The 18,951-nt window shown below is 55.7% G+C and carries 18 protein-coding genes; 13 read left to right on the top strand and 5 right to left on the bottom strand.

Going from position 1 to position 18,951, the window contains the following annotated elements; translation table 11 throughout:
* Positions 1-32: 32 nt before the first annotated feature.
* Positions 33-1,568 (bottom strand): RNA polymerase sigma factor, encoded by a 1,536-nt coding sequence (locus tag JYE50_RS15055; protein ID WP_084095798.1) that lies wholly within the window; start codon positions 1,566-1,568, stop codon positions 33-35.
* A gap of 231 nt (positions 1,569-1,799) precedes the next feature.
* Here JYE50_RS15055 and JYE50_RS15050 point away from each other — a divergent pair, with 231 nt between their 5' ends.
* The 11 genes from JYE50_RS15050 (at position 1,800) to JYE50_RS15000 (ending at position 13,882) form a co-directional block, all read left to right on the top strand.
* Positions 1,800-3,485, top strand: coding sequence for a glycoside hydrolase family 2 protein (locus JYE50_RS15050; RefSeq protein ID WP_084095797.1), 1,686 nt, complete (start codon positions 1,800-1,802; stop codon positions 3,483-3,485).
* A gap of 23 nt (positions 3,486-3,508) precedes the next feature.
* Positions 3,509-4,825: an MFS transporter gene (locus tag JYE50_RS15045; RefSeq protein ID WP_179138318.1), complete on the top strand. Its 1,317-nt coding sequence runs from the start codon at positions 3,509-3,511 to the stop codon at positions 4,823-4,825.
* Positions 4,826-4,982: 157 nt separating this feature from the next.
* The gene (locus tag JYE50_RS15040) at positions 4,983-5,372 is read left to right on the top strand and encodes a hypothetical protein (RefSeq protein WP_084095795.1); all 390 of its coding nucleotides are present in this window, start codon (positions 4,983-4,985) and stop codon (positions 5,370-5,372) included.
* An 85-nt stretch (positions 5,373-5,457) separates the two neighbouring features.
* Entirely contained in the window at positions 5,458-6,945 is a 1,488-nt protein-coding gene (locus JYE50_RS15035) for a glycoside hydrolase family 43 protein (RefSeq protein ID WP_084095794.1), read from the top strand.
* Positions 6,946-7,007: 62 nt separating this feature from the next.
* Complete coding sequence (locus tag JYE50_RS15030) at positions 7,008-8,138, top strand: hypothetical protein (protein WP_084095793.1); 1,131 nt, start codon at positions 7,008-7,010, stop codon at positions 8,136-8,138.
* A 261-nt stretch (positions 8,139-8,399) separates the two neighbouring features.
* Positions 8,400-9,596: a winged helix-turn-helix domain-containing protein gene (locus JYE50_RS15025; protein WP_084095792.1), complete on the top strand. Its 1,197-nt coding sequence runs from the start codon at positions 8,400-8,402 to the stop codon at positions 9,594-9,596.
* A 216-nt stretch (positions 9,597-9,812) separates the two neighbouring features.
* Complete coding sequence (locus tag JYE50_RS15020; RefSeq protein ID WP_179138317.1) at positions 9,813-10,583, top strand: class I SAM-dependent methyltransferase; 771 nt, start codon at positions 9,813-9,815, stop codon at positions 10,581-10,583.
* Between the two features lie 46 nt (positions 10,584-10,629).
* On the top strand, positions 10,630-11,406 hold the full coding sequence (locus JYE50_RS15015; RefSeq protein WP_179138316.1) for a GNAT family N-acetyltransferase: 777 nt from the start codon (positions 10,630-10,632) through the stop codon (positions 11,404-11,406).
* 31 nt (positions 11,407-11,437) lie between these two features.
* Positions 11,438-12,505: a radical SAM protein gene (locus JYE50_RS15010; RefSeq protein WP_084095789.1), complete on the top strand. Its 1,068-nt coding sequence runs from the start codon at positions 11,438-11,440 to the stop codon at positions 12,503-12,505.
* 31 nt (positions 12,506-12,536) lie between these two features.
* Positions 12,537-12,932, top strand: coding sequence for a nuclear transport factor 2 family protein (locus tag JYE50_RS15005; RefSeq protein WP_084095788.1), 396 nt, complete (start codon positions 12,537-12,539; stop codon positions 12,930-12,932).
* The gene (locus tag JYE50_RS15000; protein WP_179138315.1) at positions 12,929-13,882 is read left to right on the top strand and encodes a metallophosphoesterase family protein; all 954 of its coding nucleotides are present in this window, start codon (positions 12,929-12,931) and stop codon (positions 13,880-13,882) included. Before JYE50_RS15005 ends, JYE50_RS15000 begins: the two co-directional genes overlap by 4 nt.
* 64 nt (positions 13,883-13,946) lie before the next feature.
* Here the strand turns inward: JYE50_RS15000 and JYE50_RS14995 are convergent, their stop codons facing one another.
* The 4 genes from JYE50_RS14995 to JYE50_RS14980 are packed head-to-tail and all read right to left on the bottom strand — an operon-like array spanning position 13,947 to position 16,847.
* Positions 13,947-14,753: an APH(3') family aminoglycoside O-phosphotransferase gene (locus tag JYE50_RS14995; protein WP_084095786.1), complete on the bottom strand. Its 807-nt coding sequence runs from the start codon at positions 14,751-14,753 to the stop codon at positions 13,947-13,949.
* A gap of 14 nt (positions 14,754-14,767) precedes the next feature.
* Positions 14,768-15,325, bottom strand: a complete 558-nt coding sequence (locus tag JYE50_RS14990) for a GNAT family N-acetyltransferase (RefSeq protein WP_084095785.1) — start codon at positions 15,323-15,325, stop codon at positions 14,768-14,770.
* 2 nt (positions 15,326-15,327) lie between these two features.
* Positions 15,328-16,152: an aminoglycoside adenylyltransferase domain-containing protein gene (locus tag JYE50_RS14985; protein ID WP_283399200.1), complete on the bottom strand. Its 825-nt coding sequence runs from the start codon at positions 16,150-16,152 to the stop codon at positions 15,328-15,330.
* Positions 16,153-16,154: 2 nt separating this feature from the next.
* Positions 16,155-16,847: a DNA alkylation repair protein gene (locus JYE50_RS14980; RefSeq protein WP_084095784.1), complete on the bottom strand. Its 693-nt coding sequence runs from the start codon at positions 16,845-16,847 to the stop codon at positions 16,155-16,157.
* A 172-nt stretch (positions 16,848-17,019) separates the two neighbouring features.
* On the opposite strand from JYE50_RS14980, the gene JYE50_RS14975 reads away from it, so the two are divergent.
* Together JYE50_RS14975 and JYE50_RS14970 are read left to right on the top strand one after the other, a co-directional pair.
* Positions 17,020-17,811, top strand: a complete 792-nt coding sequence (locus JYE50_RS14975) for a class I SAM-dependent methyltransferase (protein WP_084095783.1) — start codon at positions 17,020-17,022, stop codon at positions 17,809-17,811.
* Between the two features lie 18 nt (positions 17,812-17,829).
* A complete protein-coding gene (locus tag JYE50_RS14970; RefSeq protein ID WP_283399199.1) occupies positions 17,830-18,930 on the top strand; it encodes a GNAT family N-acetyltransferase in 1,101 nt (366 codons plus the stop codon).
* The last annotated feature ends 21 nt before the right edge of the window (positions 18,931-18,951 follow it).

Raw genomic sequence — 18,951 nt, 5'->3', positions numbered from 1 at the left:
CATCCCCGGGCATACCTGCCCGGGGACGTTTTTTACCCTTCGATCAGTACGTCACAGATCCATTCCGGATTCGGTTCTGCCATGATTCCTTCCTTCACAGCCAGCTTTGCCGCCACCTCATAGAAGGAAAAGATGAGGCTCCGGCACACCCGTTTCATATCGTCCTGCAGGTGCTCAGGAAACAGTTTCCGGTATCCCTTCACAAACTGCCTCACGCATTCGGCATACCGCCCGGCCACAGGATCGAAGCATTCCTTCGCCGCCGCGTCCAGCGCCGCCTTCTGCTGCCGGCTGAAAACCGGAACCGCAAGGCTGAAGCTTCCATCCTCATTGCGCTTTACAAACTCCTTCCGGACCGCCTGCGTCATCCATTCCTTCTCGCAGGAAGCCTGCGGATCCAGCAGCGACCAGCAGGCCCTGATCTCATCCTGTTTCATCATTTCCCTGAAGCCAAGGCTCTTCATCCAGTACACCCGGTGCTCATAGGGAACGCCGTCCCGTAAGGGACAGCACACCTGCCGGGTCATGTGAATCCTGTCGTCCGTGGTTTCCCGGCTCCCCAGGTATCTCCAGCAGAAGCCGTCGTAGTTCATCGGAATCGGCGGATATTCCATCTGTCCGTATTCCCTTTCGATATAATCGAAAGCCATTGCGCCGCACAGATACTGCAGTTCCCCGTCCGTCCTGCCGGCCCGGTCAAAGGGAATTTCCCGGATTCGTTCAAAGAAGGCTTGCATCGCCCGCATCATCTCATCCCGGACAGGTTCCAGCGCTGCCTCTCCGTTTTCCCGGCAGTATTCCGCGTGGATGTCCGTCCAGATCACGAAGTCCGTCCGGTACCTTCCCTTCCGCGTTTCCGTCAGCGCACCCCGCTTCAGCAGATCCTTCACCCGGTCTTCCACATAGTAGGCCGGAACCCCGCATGTTTTTGCCAGCTCCTCCGTGTCCTTCGCCGCTTCATAGCACTGCCACAGGATATTCTGCGCAAGCGCATCCTCAATAAATTCCGTAGGGAACGGTATCCGGTCGCCGTATTCTCCCGATCCATAAATATCTATGCGCATTTCAACCGGTTTCAGTGCGCTTTCTTCCATGTCCTGACACTCCTTTCCAAGCCGTTTCCTTGCTTCCGAAAGCCGCCATGTCACGGTTCCTTCCGGAAGCTTCAGCTTATCCGCGATTTCTTTTGTTGAAAGGCCGTCATAGTAATGGAGCATGATAATATCCCGGTAGGAGCAGGAAAGCATGGCGATCTTTTCCCGCAGCTTTCCGTACAGTTCTTCATTCTCATCCGGTATTTCAGCTTCCGTAAGCAGGTTTTCCGGCACATCGTAAAGGAAAAGGGCGCGCTCCTTCCCCTTACGCCGCCGGAATGCTTTCGCGCAGTTCGAGGCAACGCCCCACAGCCAGGGTTCAAACCGGCTTTCGTCCCGAAGGCGGGCCAGTCCGGCAACTGCCTGGTAAATGATCTCCTGCGCCAGTTCCTCTGCTTCTTCTTCGAAGAACGTTCTGCCGCGGGCCCATGCGCAGATCCGTTCCAGGTAGTTTTCCAGCATCTCCGCCTGCATCCCGTTCTCCTCCTTTCGAGCCTTTCACCTGTAAAGTGTCTGTTTTTTCCTTTTCATTGGGTCAGCCGTCAAGTTTTTATGCTATTATACATCAAAACCCCGGCTGCCATGAACTATGCCCGCTGTATTTTCCCGCCGCCGTCCGGCCTGTTTTTCCTTTTCTTCTTCAGTCGCGCGTGATAGAATGATAAAGCAGCAAACAAACAGATAAATACCGCACGGAGGATTTTCATGCAGAAACTGTATACACCCGCCGGAGAAGCCCTGCGCGGTGTTCCCTGGAATGCCTACCCGCGGCCGCAGATGGTCCGGAAGGATTGGCTGTGTCTGAACGGGGAATGGGATTTTGCTTATGCCGGAGCCAAAGCAGTGATCCGGGTTCCCTTCTGTCCGGAAAGCCTGCTTTCCGGCCTGGATCTGAAGATGGAATATGGCCGGGAAATGGTTTATTCCCGGCGCTTCATCCTGCCGGAAGAATGGCAGGGTAAGCGGATCCTTCTCCACTTCGGCGCGGTCAGCCGGAAAGCGCTTGTCCGTGTCAATGGAACGGAAGCAGTTTCCAGTGAAGAAAGCTATTTCCCCTTCTGCGCAGATATTACGGATCTGGTTCATCCCGGAGAAAACGAAATCTCCGTTACAGCTGTCAATGACCTATCCCGCCGTCATCCCTGGGGCAAACAGAAGGAAAAGCGCGGCGGCATGTGGTACACTCCTGTTTCCGGAATCTGGCAGACTGTCTGGCTGGAGCCGGTCCCCCGGGAGTATATCCGGTCCCTGGCAGTTCATACCGGCCCGGATTACGCTGACATCACCGTGGAAGGCGCCGGCGACGGAACCATTGTGCTGGACGGTGCTGAATACCGCCTGGCCGGGGGATATGCCCGGATCGAAATAAAGGATCCGGTCTTATGGTCTCCGGAAAACCCGCACCTGTACCGGTTCTCGTTGAACGCCGGAGAGGATCATGTGGAATCCTACTTTGCCCTGCGGACCCTCTCCATTGAACAGGCAGACGGAAAACCCCGTCTGTGTCTCAACGGAAAGCCGTACTTTTTCCACGGCCTGCTGGACCAGGGATACTGGAGCGACGGCCTGTACACACCTGCGTCACCGGACTGCTATGAGGCGGATATCCTGGCCATGAAAGCCCTCGGCTTCAATATGCTGCGGAAGCATATCAAGATTGAGCCGGAACAGTTCTACTATGACTGTGACAGGCTCGGCATGGTCGTGTTCCAGGATATGGTGAACTGCGGGGAATACCGCTTTCTCCGGGACACGATCCTGCCGGGAGCCGGATTCCAGTCCAGGAAGGATTCCCGGTTAAACAGGGATCCGGCTGCCCGGAAAAACTTCCTGGATGCGATGAAGGCCACCGTAAAGCTGCTTCGGAACCATCCCTGCATCTGCCTGTGGACCATCTTCAACGAGGGCTGGGGCCAGTTCTGCGCGGATGACGCGTATCGCAGGCTGAAAGCGCTGGATGATACCCGTTTCATCGACAGTACCTCCGGCTGGTTTGCCCGGGAAGAGAGTGACGTGGAAAGCCTGCATATCTATTTCCGGAAACTGAAGACCGGCAGGCGGGACCGCCCTCAGTTCCTGTCGGAATTCGGCGGCTGGTCCCTGAAGTTCCCGGAGCACAGCTATAACCTGGATAAGACCTACGGATACAAGAAATACACGGACCGGGAAACCTTTGTCCGCGACCTGAAGGCCCTGTACCTGGAGCAGGTGCTTCCCCTGATCCCGCAGGGGCTGTGCGCCGCCGTTTATACGCAGGTTTCAGATGTTGAGGATGAGACCAACGGTCTCCTGACCTTCGACCGGAAGGCAGCCAAAGTCACCCCGGAAGAGTTCCGCGGCGTATCCGAAAAGCTGTTCCGGGCGCTTCAGCCTGAAATACCTGACCGATGATCCGGAGAATGCGAGGAAACAGTATGAGAAAGAACCGTAAATTCTGGGCAGCCCTGATCATTTTCTCCCTGACCGGCCAGATCGCCTGGGTTGTGGAGAACATGTACTTTAACGTGTTCATCTACAAAATGTTCCGGGCATCGGCCTCGGATATCGCCCTGATGGTCACCGCCAGCGCCGTTGCCGCCACCCTGACCACCATCCTGATGGGTGCCCTGTCCGACAGAATCGGGAAGCGGAAGATCTTTATGTGCGCCGGGTATATTGCCTGGGGCATCTCCATTATCTCCTTCGCCCTCATCCGGGCGGATGTGATCTCTTCCCTGTTCGGGGCGGTCACCGGCGCCGCCTCCGTCGGCATCACCCTGGTGATCATCATGGACTGCGTCATGACCTTCTTCGGCTCCACCGCCAATGACGCGGCATACAACGCCTGGCTGACCGATTCCACGGACACCGGCAACCGCGGTGCTGCCGAGGGAATCAATTCCATGATGCCCCTGATCTCGATCCTGGTCGTATTCGGCGGATTCATGGGCTTTGACCTGGACCGTGCCTCCAGCTGGACAACCATCTACTGCATCATCGGCGGGCTGGTGCTGCTGATCGGCATCCTGGGATTCTTCCTCGTGGAAGAGCCTGCTGTTCCCAGTCCCGACAGCCTCGGCTATTTCCCCACCATCCTGTACGGGTTCCGTCCGGATGTGATCCGGAAAAACGTGAGCCTCTACCTGTCCATGGCCGCCTTCATCGTGTTCAATACCGCCATCCAGGTTTACATGCCCTACCTGATCATCTACTATGAGCAGACCCTGGGCATGGCGGATTATGTGCTGATCATGGCGCCTGCCATTATCCTGGCAGCAGTAGTCACCTTCTTCTACGGCCGCCTGGTGGATCGTTTCGGATTCCGGAAGACCGTCCTGCCGGCCATGTTCCTGCTGATGCTGGGCTTTATCCTGCTTTACCTGGTACCCTCCAGGATCCCGGCGGAAGGCCTGTCCATGAAGATCCCCGTGTTTATCGGTTCCCTCCTGATGATGTCCGGCTACCTGAGCGGCATGGCTGCCTTCGGCACACAGCTGCGCAACTATACCCCGGAACATATGGCCGGCCGTTTTCAGGGGCTTCGGATCCTCTCCCAGGTCCTGATCCCCGGGATCATCGGCCCGCAGATCGGCGCCTGGGTGCTTCGGGATGCCCCGACTGTTGCCAACAGCGACGGCACCGTATCCTTCCTGCCCAGCGCGGATATCTTCCTGGCCGCCCTGATCGTCCTGGCGGTCGTCGTCATCGCCCTGATCATCCGCCTGCTGCGGACAAAAGGGCAGAACGCATAATTTTACAGCCCCCCTTCTTCACCGGAATTCCCGCCGCGGAATTCCGATTTTTCTTTTTTCGGAACTTTTCCGGATTCCCTGCGTCTTACAGAGTGAAGGCCCCAAGGGGCAAAAAAAAGGAGAAACACTCCCGCCGATCCATAAGGAGGAATCACTCATGAAACGCGTCCTGATCCTTACCGCCGTCCTGCTGGTCCTGCTTTCCGTCCTGTGCGTCAACGCCTGCGCCTGCGAGGAGGATAACTTTCCTGTCCCGGTCTGGCAGTTCTGCCATGGCCTGGGCAAAGGCCTTGATACAGCTGTGATCACCGCATACACCACCGACTGTGAGATCGGCCTTGTCCCGGCGGAGATTACCCCTGAAGAAGCCGAGTGGATCCGCGGCCTGGCCATGAACGGCATCATCACCGGAAAAGCCAGTGACCTGTGCCTGACCGGCGGCACCTGGGTCTATTCCTTTGACGCGCCGGACGGAAGCCATCTCCTGTCCATTGAGATGTACCGCGGCATGATCGTCACCAGCTGCGGAATGTACAATTATCAGTAAGCAATCCCGAATCATTGACAACAGAGGGAAAAGCCATCATTATTAAGGTCAGGAGTTCTGAATATGCCTTACGGAGGCGATCACAATGGCTGAAGGCCGCAATCCCCTGACCGGGATGGATTATCCTGATCCGGATGTCATCCGCGTCGGAGACACCTATTACATGATCAGCACCACCATGCACTTCTTTCCCGGCGCCGGGATCCTCCGGTCCCACGACCTGATCCACTGGGAGATCTGCTCCTATATCTACGACACCCTGGAGCACACGCCCGGTGAGATTCTGGAAGGTGAAGAGACCGTTTACGGCCACGGTATGTGGGCCGCCTCCCTGCGTTATCACGCCGGCCGTTTCTACGCGGCCTTTATCGCGCATGAATGGCCGAGGACCTTTCTCTTTACCGCGGAAAACATTGAGGGTCCCTGGACCAGGCAGTATATTGACGGCGTCTACCACGACTGTTCCCTGCTGTTCGATGATGACGGCCGCGTCTATATCGTCTACGGCAACCGGGATATCCGCCTCACGGAGCTGAAGGAAGACCTGAGCGGACCGAAGGAAGGCGGACTGGACCGGATCATTGTCCGGGATGCCCCGGGTGATTTCCTGGGATATGAAGGATCCCACCTGTATAAGATCAACGGAAAATATGTCCTCTTCCTGATCCACTCCCGCCAGCGGGAATGGTACCGGACCCAGGCCTGCTTCGTCGCGGATGACCTGGAGGGCGTCTGGGCCGGCGGTGAAGTCTATTACGGGGACCTGGACAACCTGCACAGCGGTCCTGCCCAGGGCGGTATCGTGGACACCCCGGACGGCAGGTGGTTTTCCGTCGTCTTCCAGGACCGCGGTGCCGTCGGGCGGATTCCGGTCCTGATTCCCGTTACCTGGAACCGGTTCGGTTATCCGGTCTTCGGAGAGGCGGAGCAGGATATTTCCAACACCTGCACCCGTCCCGGCTGGGCCGCGCAGCCCCTGTACGCCGATGATGATTTCACCTCCCCGGTGCTGAAAAACGTCTGGCAGTTCAACCATGAGCCGAGGGAAGGCTGCTGGGAAACCGGAAACGGCGCCTATGTGATCCGCACGGACAAAATCAGCCGGACCGTGGAGTTTGCCCGGAACACGCTTACGCAGCGTACCGTGCTCCCCGGCTGTACGGCGGAGGTAACTGTAAACGCAGAAAGCCTTCAGGCCGGTGACGTGGCCGGTCTCTGCCTGCTCATCGGCAGCTACGGACTGATCGGCATTGAGCGGAATGAAGAAGGCTATGCACTGGTGATGAAAGCCCGTAAACCCCGTGAACGGGAGGAACAGGAATACGCCCGGATTCCCTGGAACCAGGCGGAAGTCCGCCTGCGGGCTGCCGTCCGTTTTCCCGGACTTGAAGGCAGGGTTTGTTTTGAATACCTGGATGCCTCCGGGTGGAAACCCCTGGGGCCAGAACACACGATGACTTTCGCCCTGGATCACTTCACAGGCTGCCGCCTCGGCCTCTTCCTTTACTCAACCCGGATATCCGGCGGGCGGGCAGCCTTCAGCCGGTTCACCTACCGGCCTGCTGATCAATGACACGCTCACCCGCGGGAGCATATCCTGCTTTTGAAATCCGCACTGTCAGGAGGAATCTGCACATGAAACGATATGTCATGCATATGCTTTTGCTGCTTCTTTGTTTACTCCTGTCCATGGTGCTCATTCCGGGTGCCATGGCAGAGGATGATCCTGCTGATGCCATGATCTCCGCTGTTATTCAGGGCGTTTATCCGGATTACACGGTGTATGACTGTGCGCCGGTCGGAAAAGAAGGTTCAGAGTATATCGTACTTGCCGGAGCCTCTGCGGAAAAGCCCGCCGTCCTGATCGTCAATGCCGATTCGGTTTCTCCTGAGGTGGAATTCTGCAACACCATTATCCTGGATGAGACACCCTCCAGCATCATAGCGCGTCCGGTTTCCATACCGAGTGTATCCAGCGGCACTTTACAGCCCCGTGAGCCGGTGCAGCAGGCGTCCCGGGAAAACAACCGGATCCAGCTGAAGGATCACCTGGCGGACGGTAATCCTTCCTTATGGCTTACGAACACCGAAAGTCCTGCTTTTATGTATCTTGTATTTCACAGGAATGACAGCGGCAGGTGGTTCGTGGCGGAGGCGCAGTTCGGTGACTACTGGAATGATTTTTACTGGTTCCGGTATGAGGAAAGGGATCAGCATCTCCATATGGGCGTTCTGGGCAATGAACTGTCACAGGTGCCGGTCGACAGGATCGACCTGGACGCGGAAACATTCGATCCGCAGAAAGCGATCCAGGCCTGCCGGACCCGGCTTGATCCCTGGATCAATATTCCGGACAAGGGAAATCTGGAAGAATTCGGGCTCAGCCTGGATGAAGCAGTGGAAGGATTACGCGGCACACGTCATTTCGTGAGTATGGCTTTGCCGTATTCACTGGACCGGAACCATCCCGCCTTCCGCATGGCCGATGTCACAGGGGACGGCTGTACGGATCTGTGCACCTGCATGATGACTGGCAGCGGAATGGTGCGCGTCATACTGATCGTTTATGATCCCCTTCAGCGTGAGAAATATGTCCTGGACGGCTACAATTATTCTTACGCGATCAGTGATGTGACCGACGGACGCCTGGTTGTCACCGAAAAGGGGCCTTACGGCTACGGTGATCCGCTGACAGAAACCACCGGAACCGTAAAACTGGAAGACGGAAAACTGGTATTCTGCGCCGATTCTGAAGCCGCTGTATGATCATATCAATGTTCCGCAAGGGCCGGCTGATCCTTCCCGGATCAGCCGGTTCTTTTTTGTCAGAAAATGACAAAAAATCAATTTGTTCGCCTTTCAATCAGAAGCCCCTCATAGTAAAATATGGATGGACATCATTCGCGAATATGCCGCCCGCTAATCCATCCAGACCAATTTCGCTCACGTAGGCGGTCCTGACGGCCTGCATTTCCAGGCTGACGCTGTCGCGTACTGCGGCTGACCGTTCCGCGGGAGGAGGATCACATGCTGACTGTCACACTGAACCAGGCCAGGCAGTTCATCCTGCTGAAGCAGGGCCTGCTGGGAGATTACCGCTTCATCCGGAAGGACGGAGCCTATCAGTTCATCCGCCAGGCCGGCTGTATTCAGTTTGACCCGGTGGATGTCTGCGGCAAGAATGCCGAGCTGACCCTTCAGTCCCGGGTAAAAGGCTTCCGGAAGAAAATGCTGGAAGACCTGCTTTACCGGGATCGTCTCCTGGTGGATTATTCCGATAAGGAGCTCTCCATCTGGCCCAGTGAGGATTGGCCTTTCTTTTCCGGTTACCGGGAAAGGAGCCTTGTCCACGGCCGGCAGTTCCCCGGTATTCCCGAGCTTGAAGAACAGGCAATAGACTATATCCGGAAGCACGGTCCTGTCTGCAGCGACTCGCTGCCCATAGAAGGGACCATCTTCTGGCATTCCTCCATGCACTGGAGCGGACACTGGCACAGCGAATCCCCTGCCGCCCGCTCCGTGCTGGAGCAGCTTTATACAGACGGAACCCTGCTCATCCATCACAAAACCGGTTCCCGGAAATACTATGACCTGGCGGAAAAGCACCTGCCCGCTGACCTGCTGAACGCGCCGAATCCCTGTAAAGATGAGGATGCCTTCACCGTCTGGCGTGTCCGGCGCAGGATCGGTGCCATCGGTCTCCTCTGGAACCGCCCTTCCACCGCGTGGCTGGGCATCAGCATGACCACGGAACAGCGGAATGCCGCCTTTGACTCCCTGGAAAAGAGCGGAAGCATCACTGCCGTCCAGGTGGAAGGGATCCGTTTCCCCCTGTATCTGCAGAGTGAAGACCTTCCCCTGATGGAAACGGTAATCGCCGGTCAGGAGGACACCCGTCCCCGGCTGGAATTCCTGGCACCCCTGGATCCCATGATGTGGGACCGGAAGCTGATCGAGGCCCTCTGGGGCTATCAGTATTCCTGGGAAATCTACACCCCCGCCGACAAGCGGAAATACGGCTATTACGTGCTTCCGATGCTGTACGGCGACCGCTTTATCGGAAGGGTGGAACCGAAAGCGGACCGGAAAAACCAGGTTCTCACCGTCAATAACGTCTGGTTTGAGCCCGGTGTCCGCCGGACAAAGAAGCTCTCCAACCTGGTGGACAGGGCAGCGCAGCGCCTGGCCAAAGCCAACGGCTGCACCTGGACACCGGCGGAATAATTCACCGCGTCAAAAAAGGAAACAAACCGTTCCCTGTCGAAAGATTGAAACGGCGTTTCAGGATTCAGTTGAATCTAAATCATATGTTTTGGGAGGATACCTTACTTTCAGAAAAAAACACACATGGATTCCCTGCGCCCTGCGGATTGGCCGGGTGAATCCTTTTGTTATACAATCCGAAACCAAACCGACCTGAAAAATGAAAGGAACCCCCAAATGACACATAACGAAAATGAATTCCAGGGCTTTTTTGCTGAATTCTTCGACATACTGCATGAAGGCTGCGAAGACGCGGAACAATATGTATCCCTGCTGGGCCCCTGCGGAAAAAAGATCCTGGAGCTGGGGAGCGGCACCGGAAGGATCGTAATCCCCCTTGCCAAAGCCGGTTTCCAGGTAACCGGTATCGAATTTGAATCGGATATGATCTCCCTGATGGAGAAAAAGGATTATCCCCGGGACCGCCTCCATGTCGTCCAGACCGACGCGCGGCATTTCTCCCTGGATGAACGGTTTGACGTGATCCTGCTTTCCTGCAATTTCCTGAACCATTTTGCGGACGCGGCGGATGTGGCCTCCATCCTGTCCTGCTGCAGGGATCATCTTGCGCCAGGCGGCTGCGTCATCATTGACTCCTCCGTTCCGGATACGGATTACATGGTCAGGTCAAACGGCGAAGAGGAAGTCCTCACCTTCGCCACGGAAAACGGCAGCGAGATCAGGGATTATTTCAAACCCTGCTACGACTTTCTGAACCAGGTGGAAAACGATACGATCCGCCTGGAAGAGTGGAAAGACGGCGTCCTCATCCGGGAAGCCTGCACCGAGGAACGGCTGACCTGGTATTATCCCCGGGAGATCCGTTCCCTGGTTAGGGAAGCCGGCCTGCGGGTGGACTGGGAAAGCTCCGCCCTGTGTACGAAAGAGGACAGGCCGCCAATCTCCGTTGATTCCGAAAACATGATCTTTTGCTGTAAACACGCCTGAACCCGGACCACCTATCCGGCAGTATCCATAAAGGAGAATGAACACCATGACCGATTTCACCCGGATCACCGCCTGCGGAGAATGCTGCGACGGCTGCCCGAAAAAGGCGGACGGCAGGTGCCCCGGCTGTATAGAAGCGGACGGACGAGTTCCGGAATGGGCCGGATCCGGCCAGTGCCGGATACACGCCTGTGCCAGGGCCCACCATGTGCAGTTCTGCGGTCTGTGTGAAGCGTTCCCCTGTGAGAACCTGCCTTCGCTGATATCCTGGAACGCCAATATTATTTCCCATCTGTCAGCGTTGCGGGACGAATACCTCAAAGAACAGGAGAAAACCGCTGTGGACATCATCGTCAAAAAGATGGAAACCGATGAAGAGATCAAAGGGAAGGCCTTTGTTCACTGGCAGTCATGGCATGAAGCCTATCCCGGCCTGGTCAGCCAGGACTACCTGGACCGGTTCACCCTGGAAAAGAGCGAAAAGATGGCCTTCTCCTGGACGGATAATCTCCTGGTCGCCATCGACAAGGGCCGTGTCATCGGCTTTGTCGGTTACGGCTGCCGGAGGGAACTGCCTGAAGAAGGGGAAATCTTCGCCATCTATATCCTGTCAGAATACTACGGCAAAGGCGTAGGCCTCCGGCTGATGGAAGCCGGCCTGGAAAAACTGAAAGACTACCCGAAGGTAAACCTGTGGGTCCTGAAGGGTAACAACAGGGCGATCCGCTTCTACGAAAAATGCGGTTTCTGTCCGGACGGAAATGAAATGTACAACGACAATGTCAAAGCCTCGGAAATCCGTATGACCCTGGTGCGGTCATAACCGGTTTACGCGGCATACAAGGAGTTTATTTATGGAAATGAATTTTGACCTTCTGATCTCCGGGTGCAACACCCGGTGCAAACACTGCTATGTCAACGGCGGACCTGGTAAATACATTCCCCTGGAGGATGCCCTGCGGTGTATCAGCCGGCTCGACGAGCTGGCTTCCGCGCTGCCCGCCTCCCCCGTTCCCAGTTTTACAATGGATAATGAGCCCTTCAATCATCCGGATATCGTGGAGATCATTCGTGCCGCGACGTCCACAAAGCATATCCAGCTTTATCATCACGGAATGACAACAGGCATCGCCCTGATGCGCCGGAAGGATAAGGAGTCCGTCGTCAAAGCTTACATGGACTGCGGCTGCATGGATTTCGGCATCACGCTGCACGGTAGTCCGGAGCATCACGATGAGATTGTCCGCAGGGAAGGTGCTTTCCAGGCATCTGTGGCCTCCGCCGAATACGCGAAATCCCTTGGTGCAAAAGTCAGCATTTCCCTCATGTTCAACCGTTTCTTCCCGGAGGACGCCGCGGCAATCGATCAGGTGATCAGGCAGGTCGGACCGGATTTTATCTATTTCGCCGTTCCCTGCTATACCCCGCATCGCAACATGCGCGAATTTGAACCCTACCGTGCTTCCCTGCAGGATCTTTATGCCATCTCCGACCGGTTGGAGTCATGGGAGCAGGACAAAACTGAGTTGCTGAATAATGCGGAACGCCATACGCCTGCGGCAGTCGCCAAGCGCTTTGAGCAGGGGCTCACGGTGAAGGAGCTGTTTGTGCGGGAACAGAACGATCTCTACCTGACAGTTCATCAGGACTGCCGTCTTTACATGGGCAACAGCGGCGTGGAAACTGCCTGCCTGGGAGACCTGCGTTACCTCGATATCGGGTATGCCGCGCAAGTGATCTCAAATGCTTCCGCAAACCGGGATTACGGCGCGTTCTATGCAGTGGACCGGCTTCCCACGCAGGAAGAGATCACCGCCGCCATGAAGCGTCTTCCCCCGGATATCGCGTTCAGCGATACCGCCAGTGTGATCTACCGTACCCTGGCGGAAATGGACGTCCCCACACGGATCCTGTCACTGTAATTCCCTGTTCAGTCAGCAAGAAAGGAAATCCATGAATATTCAGGCTTTCTGGCAGGATATCATCTCCCAGAACAGGGAAAAGCTCCCTGCCTACTTCCACGAAAACGCAGTCATCCGCTGGCACTGTTCCAATGAGCAGTTTACCGTTAAGGAATACGTCCGGGTGAACTGTGACTATCCGAGCGACTGGCTCGGCGAGATCGAACGCGTTGAAGAAAACGGGGATACTGTCATCCTGGCCGGCCGCGTTTTTCCCGTGGACCGCAGCTCGTCCTTCCATGTGGTCAGCTTTATCAGGCTGACCGGCGGAAAGATCCGGGAAATGGATGAATACTGGGCGGATGACGGTGAGGCGCCGGAATGGCGGCGGCAAATGAAGATCGGAAGACCGATCCGGGAAAAGAATTCGGGAGAACAGGCACCATGAAGATTGCTGTCATATCGGATATCCACGGGAACCTTCCCGCCCTGGAAGCGGTGCTCCGGGACGCGGAAAAACGCGGAATAGCGGAATTTATCTTTGCCGGAGACTACTGCCTCAGCGGTCCGTATCCGGACGCCTGCATTTCGGCCGTCCGGCAGGTCAGGAATAAGCATATCATCCGGGGCAACGAGGAACGGTATCTGGAAAACCTGATCGGAAAAGACCAGCGAAACTGGACCGACGGCCAGATGCAGATATCCTACTGGTGTTTCAGGAATATCGCGCCGGAAAACCTGCGTTATCTGACCGGGCTTCCGCATACCCTGGATTTCAGCATCGGCGGTGCCCGTATTCATCTTGCCCATTCCCTGGAAAACTGGATCTCTGACTGTGAGTTCAGGCTTTTCGGTCCGGATGTCATTGCAAAGCAGTTTGCGGATACACAGCTTCTTCCTGATACGCTCTCCGGTCATATCCGCAGCCTCCTGGAACGGGATCCGGCTTTTCAGGACGCCCTTTCCGGGCTGGAGGAAGGGATCTATCTCTTCGGACATACCCACGTTCAGTGGAGTTATAAAGTGTCCGGCAGAAACGTTTATCTGGTGAATCCCGGTTCCTGCGGCCTCCCTCTGGACGGAATCATTGATTCAGTTCCCTACGCTGTTCTGACGATCCGGGAAAGCGGAGAGATGGAAATTGAAAATGTCAGGATTCCCTTTGACAAACAGCAGTACGCGGATCAGCTGAAAACCACAACGCAGTTCACGGAAGCGAATGTCTGGAGCAGGGTGATCCTCAGGGAACTGATGACCGCCCGGGAACATCTGACCTTCTTCCTGGAATACGCGGAACAGTTCGCCCGGAAGATCAACGATTCCCGCAGGCCCTATTCCGTCGAAACCTGGGAAAGCGCGTATAAGGCATGGGAACAGGATCTCCTTCAGAAAGCCTGACCGAATGACAGAAAACAGCACCCCGTCAAAAGCGGGGTGCTGTTATTTTGTCTCCGGGTTCCTGTCAGTTCAGTTCGTCCAGCAGGATATAATACCGCAGTTTTTCCTCATCTTTCTCTACGCCGGCTGCCCGGAACAGGTCATCCGGATTAATCCCCGGATAGACTTTCCCGTAGTGTCCGTCGCAGTTGTGTTTCAGGCTCCGCCAGCCCAGAGCCAGGTCCTGCCATCGGTCCCCGACACCCGCGTTGCCAACGTCAATGAAGCCTGTAAACCGTTTCCCGTCTGTGAACAGGTTCGGCAGGCAGAAGTCGCCGTGCGTCACCATCCGGTCCTGCGGCGGCAGGTTGGCTTTCAGCCATTCCAGCAGGGCCATCGGGTTTTCAAATCCGCCCGGTCCAAAGGTCTCCGGTTCACTGTCGGAAGCGTCAAACCGTCCGGCCAGGATCGTTGCTTCAGCATTGGCAAGATTTGCTTTCACAGTCCGCTCAAACGGACAGTTTTCCACAGGAATGTCCCATAACGCGTGCAGTGCTTCCGCCATGCAGTCCAGCAGCAGCGTCGGTTTTTCCATCACGGAAGGATCGCACAGTACTTTTCCTTTCATCCGGGTCATCAGCAGCCAGTCCATTCCGTCCTGTACCGCATGGGCTGCCACCTGCGGGACAGGCACTTTTCCGGCAAGCCACCGGAGGATCTTTGTATCTTCTGTATCCCAGCCGTTTTCCGGGCGGATCTTCAGCACATAATCCTCAAAAAGCACCACCTGTGCCCTGGATTTCCCCAATTCGTCCATCATTCCGGTCCGGTTCCCGAGGATTGCGGCAATGGAATCCGGGATATGTTCAAAGTTTCCTGACAAATGCGGCAATCCGGTTCGCCTCCTCAGTTTTTTTCGTTCTTTCCGGGATGCGCTTCAGGCAGCTTCTTGGCGAAAAACAGAACCAGATCGTCATCCACGGTGCAGACCGTCTCATACTGCACGCATTGCCTGTCCTGATACCACATGCCGGAGCCGTCCGGAATATATCCGCGCTTCACATACATCCTCTGGGCGCTGCCGTAGGAATCACACAGGCCGACCCCCAGGCAGACCGTATCAGAATACTGTGACGCGATCTGTTCCGCCGCGTCCATCAGCCGGCCGCCGATTCCCTTCCGCTGGTACTTTTTCAGCACATTGAAATCCACAATGATCGGCCAGCCTTTTCCCGCAAACGGACCTTCCTCCGCTTCCAGGAACAGGTATACATATCCGGCCTGCTTTCCCTGGTATACCGCTGTCAGGGCCGCGCATTTCCCCTCGGCCCGTTCCTTCATCCTCATCTGGTAATAGGCAAGGCTGGGATGCCATCCCTGGGCCGTAAATTCATCCACAAAAGCCTGTCCGTCCGCTTCTTCCATGTCGCGGATCACCAGCTCGTCATCCTGATAATAGATCACGATTAATCTCCTTTATTTTGTTCTTTTTCGGCCCGGATCTGCTCCAGCATGTAAGCCGCGTAGCGCTTTGCCGTTTCCGGGTCATACTGTTCATTTATGCCTTCCGCGTATTCCTTCAGAGCGGACCGGAGCAGCGGATGGTAGGCCTCCGGCAGGCTGCCGAGCCCCCATTCTCCGCCTTCCTTCTTGGACAGGATCTTCTTCTCCTTCAGCCAGGCCAGTACCCGCGGCAGGTTCAGGATCAGGTACATCGGATTCTCCGTGATCTCTTCCTCCGCCCCGCCGATGTCATCCCACATGGCGTCCAGGTAGTCCTCTTCCGGCACTTCTCCGAACACTTCCGCGATCGGCAGGCCGTACAGGCATACACCCCTGCCCCGGATCACGGAAAAGTGAGCCGCCAGGTCACTGTCGGTCCCGTTCATCTTCCAGATATAATCTTCCGGATCCCGCCGGTACCATGCCGTATGCATCCTCGAATAATGCAGGATAAACGGCGTCGGGTACACGAACGGATCGCATACATTCCGGATCACAATGCTCATTTCAATGCCTTTGGCAGGCCCCGCCGCGTCCAGCCTGATGACGCTGTCCATAAAAGCCCGCTTATCCGCGTCCGTCATGTTTTCCTTCACGACCACCATGAAGTCCAGGTCACTCTTTTTCGGCTGGTAGCATCCCATCACAGCGGAGCCATGCAGATAGACACCCATCAGGTTCTCCTTCAGGATTTCCCGGGAGCACTTCACAAACAGGCCGGTCAGGGCGTTCATGCCGGCATCCGTGTTCCCTGTGCTTTTTTCGTTGATCTGTTCCGCTGTATTCATGGTTATTTCCTCGTTGTTTTCAGGGTTCTCAGGTAGTCTTTCTGTTCCGGTGTGATCCGGTAGCTCTCAATGGCTTTCTGGATTGCCTTGTTATGGGTCCAGTCATCCAGCCGGTGCTGCTCAATATACGGCAGTACCGTGTCATACTGCTTCGCCAGCGCCGTGGCAAAATACCAGGCCGTCATCATATTCACATAGTATTCCTCTGACCGCACCCCTGCCGCCATCTCTGGATATGCAGGATCAAAATCCCCGTCCAGGTAATGCTCCATCAGCATCCCGATACCGAACCGGATCGTATAGGTTTCCTTCGATCCGATCCATTCCCGGATGCTGTTCAGCAGTTCCTCTCGGTGTTTCCTGAACACCTTCGGCGACATCTGGTCACAGGTGGCCCAGTTGTCCACATACGGCAGGAACCGGTTCAGCGCTTCCAGGCATGCATCATAATCCTTCATTCCGGAAAGAATGAAAGCATGCAGCTGGTTTTCCTCAAAATACTGATGCGGCAGGTCCTTCAGAAACACGCCAATGTCTTCCGCCTGCGCGTACTGTTTAGCCATCTGCCGCAGTTCCGGCGTCCGCACACCGATGATGCTTTCCGGTTTCACCGTCGGAATGATCCGGATCTGCATTTCCCGGTATTTCACATCCTGAAGCTTTTTCAGTTCCGTCCTGATCTCATCAATAATCATAATGATGCCTTTCCGTTCACAGCCGGATCTCCATTTTCATTGTTACCGCACAGAGTCTTTTCATTATACCGGGAAAGGACCTGTTTGAAAAGAAACAGATTGGCCCCGGATTTGTCCTGGCCGGCCCGTTGTGATATGATACCCTCTAACAACCCTTACAGGAGGAAATCTTATGAACAGCCTGACCAACGTAAACGTCCTGGCCAGCCAGTACGGCACTTCAGATAAACTGAACACCCGCATTTCCATCCATGATAAGTATTCCACCAACAAACAGGGTTTCGGTAACTGGATCTCGGAACACTACCGGATTCCGGAAGGTGCTTCCGTCCTGGAGCTGGGCTGCGGAACCGGCGACATGTGGAAAGGAAAGCATGCTCTCATTTCCCGCTGTTCCCGCCTGGTTCTTTCCGACTTTTCGGAAGGCATGGTGAACAAGACAAAGGAAACCCTTGCCGCCGAAAGCGGCATTGAATACCTGACTGTTGATATCCAGTCCATCCCCTTCCCTGACCATACCTTCGATGTTGTCATTGCCAACATGATGCTTTATCATGTGCCGGATCTGGCCAAAGGTCTCAGCGAGGTCCGCCGCGTCCTGAAGGAAAGCGGTACCTTTTACTGCGCCACCTACGGGGAAAACGGCATGATGGAGTACATCGGCAGCCTTTTTACCGATTATGGTATCAGAACATCGATCAATACCAATTTCACCCTGCAGAACGGAAAGGAAGCCCTCATCTCCTTCTTCACGGACGTGGAAAAGGATCTCTATGACGATTCCCTTGCAGTTACCGAAGTGGAAGACCTGGTGGACTATATCTTTTCCCTCTCCGGCATGACAGACCTGCGGAGCCTTCCGCGGGACACGGTCCGTTCCGTCCTGGCATCCCACATGAAGGACGGCGTCCTGACCGTTCCCAAGGAATACGGCATGTTTGTCTGCCGTTCTCCCAAAGCATAAACCGGATGGAGGCATCTCATGATTTATCTGAAGAAAGTCTGCCCTGAGGATCTTGAAAAAGAATGGCTCTTTGTCCGGGATATGCCGGAGGATGAAAACGGCGTGACCAATGAATGGCATGGCGTTTCCCGGGAGGTTTTTGAAGCCAAAACCCTGCCGCAGATGCTCTTCTTTGCTGAGGGCAAAGGGCTTCCGGAAGGTTATGTGCCAGAAACCTTTTTCTTCCTCTGGGATGATGACACCATTGTCGGCCAGTTCCGGCTCCGGCATCACCTGTGTGAGTCCCTGCGGACCGGTGCGGGGCATATCGGCCAGTTCATCGCCGCGCCTTTCCGGGGCAAAGGCTACGGAACCGAAGGCCTGCGCCTGACGCTGGAAGAAGCGCGCCGCATTGTACCCGAAGAGGAGATATACCTGCGGGTTCTCCGGGATAACGCCGCTTCCCTGCGGATCATGATCAAAAACGGCGGCCGCGTGGTCGGTCAGGATGAAGAACATTATTTTGTCCGGATCGCCAATCCCGGCAAGGGAAGGTATCCCTCCGTTCAGGAAGCGGAACAGCTCCTGGCTGAAGCGGAGCAGTGCAATCCCGGCCCCTGGGGTAACCACTGCCGGACCGCCGCCCACTGTGCGGAACGAATTGCCCTCTATGCAGGGCTCTGCCCGGAAAAGGCTTATGTGCTCGGTCTGCTGCATGATATCGGCCGGAAATTCGGCGTCAGCCACCTGAAGCATGTATCCGACGGATACACCTATATGCTGGGTCTTGATTACCCGGATGCTGCCCGCATCTGCCTGACCCATTCCTTCAACGAAATGAAGATTGAGGGTTATATCGGCCGGTTTGACACATCCGAGGAAGAAACAAACATGATCCGTACCCGGCTGCGTGAAATCATCCCGGATGACTATGATCTCCTGATCCAGCTTTGCGATGCCATTTCCGGCGCGGAAGGCGTCCTGGATATTATGGACCGGATGTCGGATGTCAAACGCCGTTACGGAATGTATGACCAGGGAAAATGGGACAGGAACCTGGAGCTGAAATCCATCTTTGAGCAAAAGATGGGCCGCGACCTGTATGAAGCGGTTGAAAAAGACAGCTTCCGTCCTGCCTGACCGGACACAAAGCAGGGAGGA

It is taken from the genome of Aristaeella lactis, from assembly GCF_018118585.1.
In the GTDB taxonomy this organism is placed as follows: Bacteria; Bacillota; Clostridia; order Christensenellales; family Aristaeellaceae; genus Aristaeella; species Aristaeella lactis.
The sequence above is the reverse complement of the archived record's forward strand: the minus strand, read 5'-3'. Positions and strand labels throughout refer to the sequence as shown.

Coding starts and splice junctions, on each gene's coding strand:
- JYE50_RS15055 (WP_084095798.1), bottom strand. CDS start 1,568: ATGCAGGCGGAGATGCTGGAAAACTACCTGGAACGGATCTGCGCATGG.
- JYE50_RS15050 (WP_084095797.1), top strand. CDS start 1,800: ATGCAGAAACTGTATACACCCGCCGGAGAAGCCCTGCGCGGTGTTCCC.
- JYE50_RS15045 (WP_179138318.1), top strand. CDS start 3,509: ATGAGAAAGAACCGTAAATTCTGGGCAGCCCTGATCATTTTCTCCCTG.
- JYE50_RS15040 (WP_084095795.1), top strand. CDS start 4,983: ATGAAACGCGTCCTGATCCTTACCGCCGTCCTGCTGGTCCTGCTTTCC.
- JYE50_RS15035 (WP_084095794.1), top strand. CDS start 5,458: ATGGCTGAAGGCCGCAATCCCCTGACCGGGATGGATTATCCTGATCCG.
- JYE50_RS15030 (WP_084095793.1), top strand. CDS start 7,008: ATGAAACGATATGTCATGCATATGCTTTTGCTGCTTCTTTGTTTACTC.
- JYE50_RS15025 (WP_084095792.1), top strand. CDS start 8,400: ATGCTGACTGTCACACTGAACCAGGCCAGGCAGTTCATCCTGCTGAAG.
- JYE50_RS15020 (WP_179138317.1), top strand. CDS start 9,813: ATGACACATAACGAAAATGAATTCCAGGGCTTTTTTGCTGAATTCTTC.
- JYE50_RS15015 (WP_179138316.1), top strand. CDS start 10,630: ATGACCGATTTCACCCGGATCACCGCCTGCGGAGAATGCTGCGACGGC.
- JYE50_RS15010 (WP_084095789.1), top strand. CDS start 11,438: ATGGAAATGAATTTTGACCTTCTGATCTCCGGGTGCAACACCCGGTGC.
- JYE50_RS15005 (WP_084095788.1), top strand. CDS start 12,537: ATGAATATTCAGGCTTTCTGGCAGGATATCATCTCCCAGAACAGGGAA.
- JYE50_RS15000 (WP_179138315.1), top strand. CDS start 12,929: ATGAAGATTGCTGTCATATCGGATATCCACGGGAACCTTCCCGCCCTG.
- JYE50_RS14985 (WP_283399200.1), bottom strand. CDS start 16,152: ATGAATACAGCGGAACAGATCAACGAAAAAAGCACAGGGAACACGGAT.
- JYE50_RS14980 (WP_084095784.1), bottom strand. CDS start 16,847: ATGATTATTGATGAGATCAGGACGGAACTGAAAAAGCTTCAGGATGTG.
- JYE50_RS14975 (WP_084095783.1), top strand. CDS start 17,020: ATGAACAGCCTGACCAACGTAAACGTCCTGGCCAGCCAGTACGGCACT.
- JYE50_RS14970 (WP_283399199.1), top strand. CDS start 17,830: ATGATTTATCTGAAGAAAGTCTGCCCTGAGGATCTTGAAAAAGAATGG.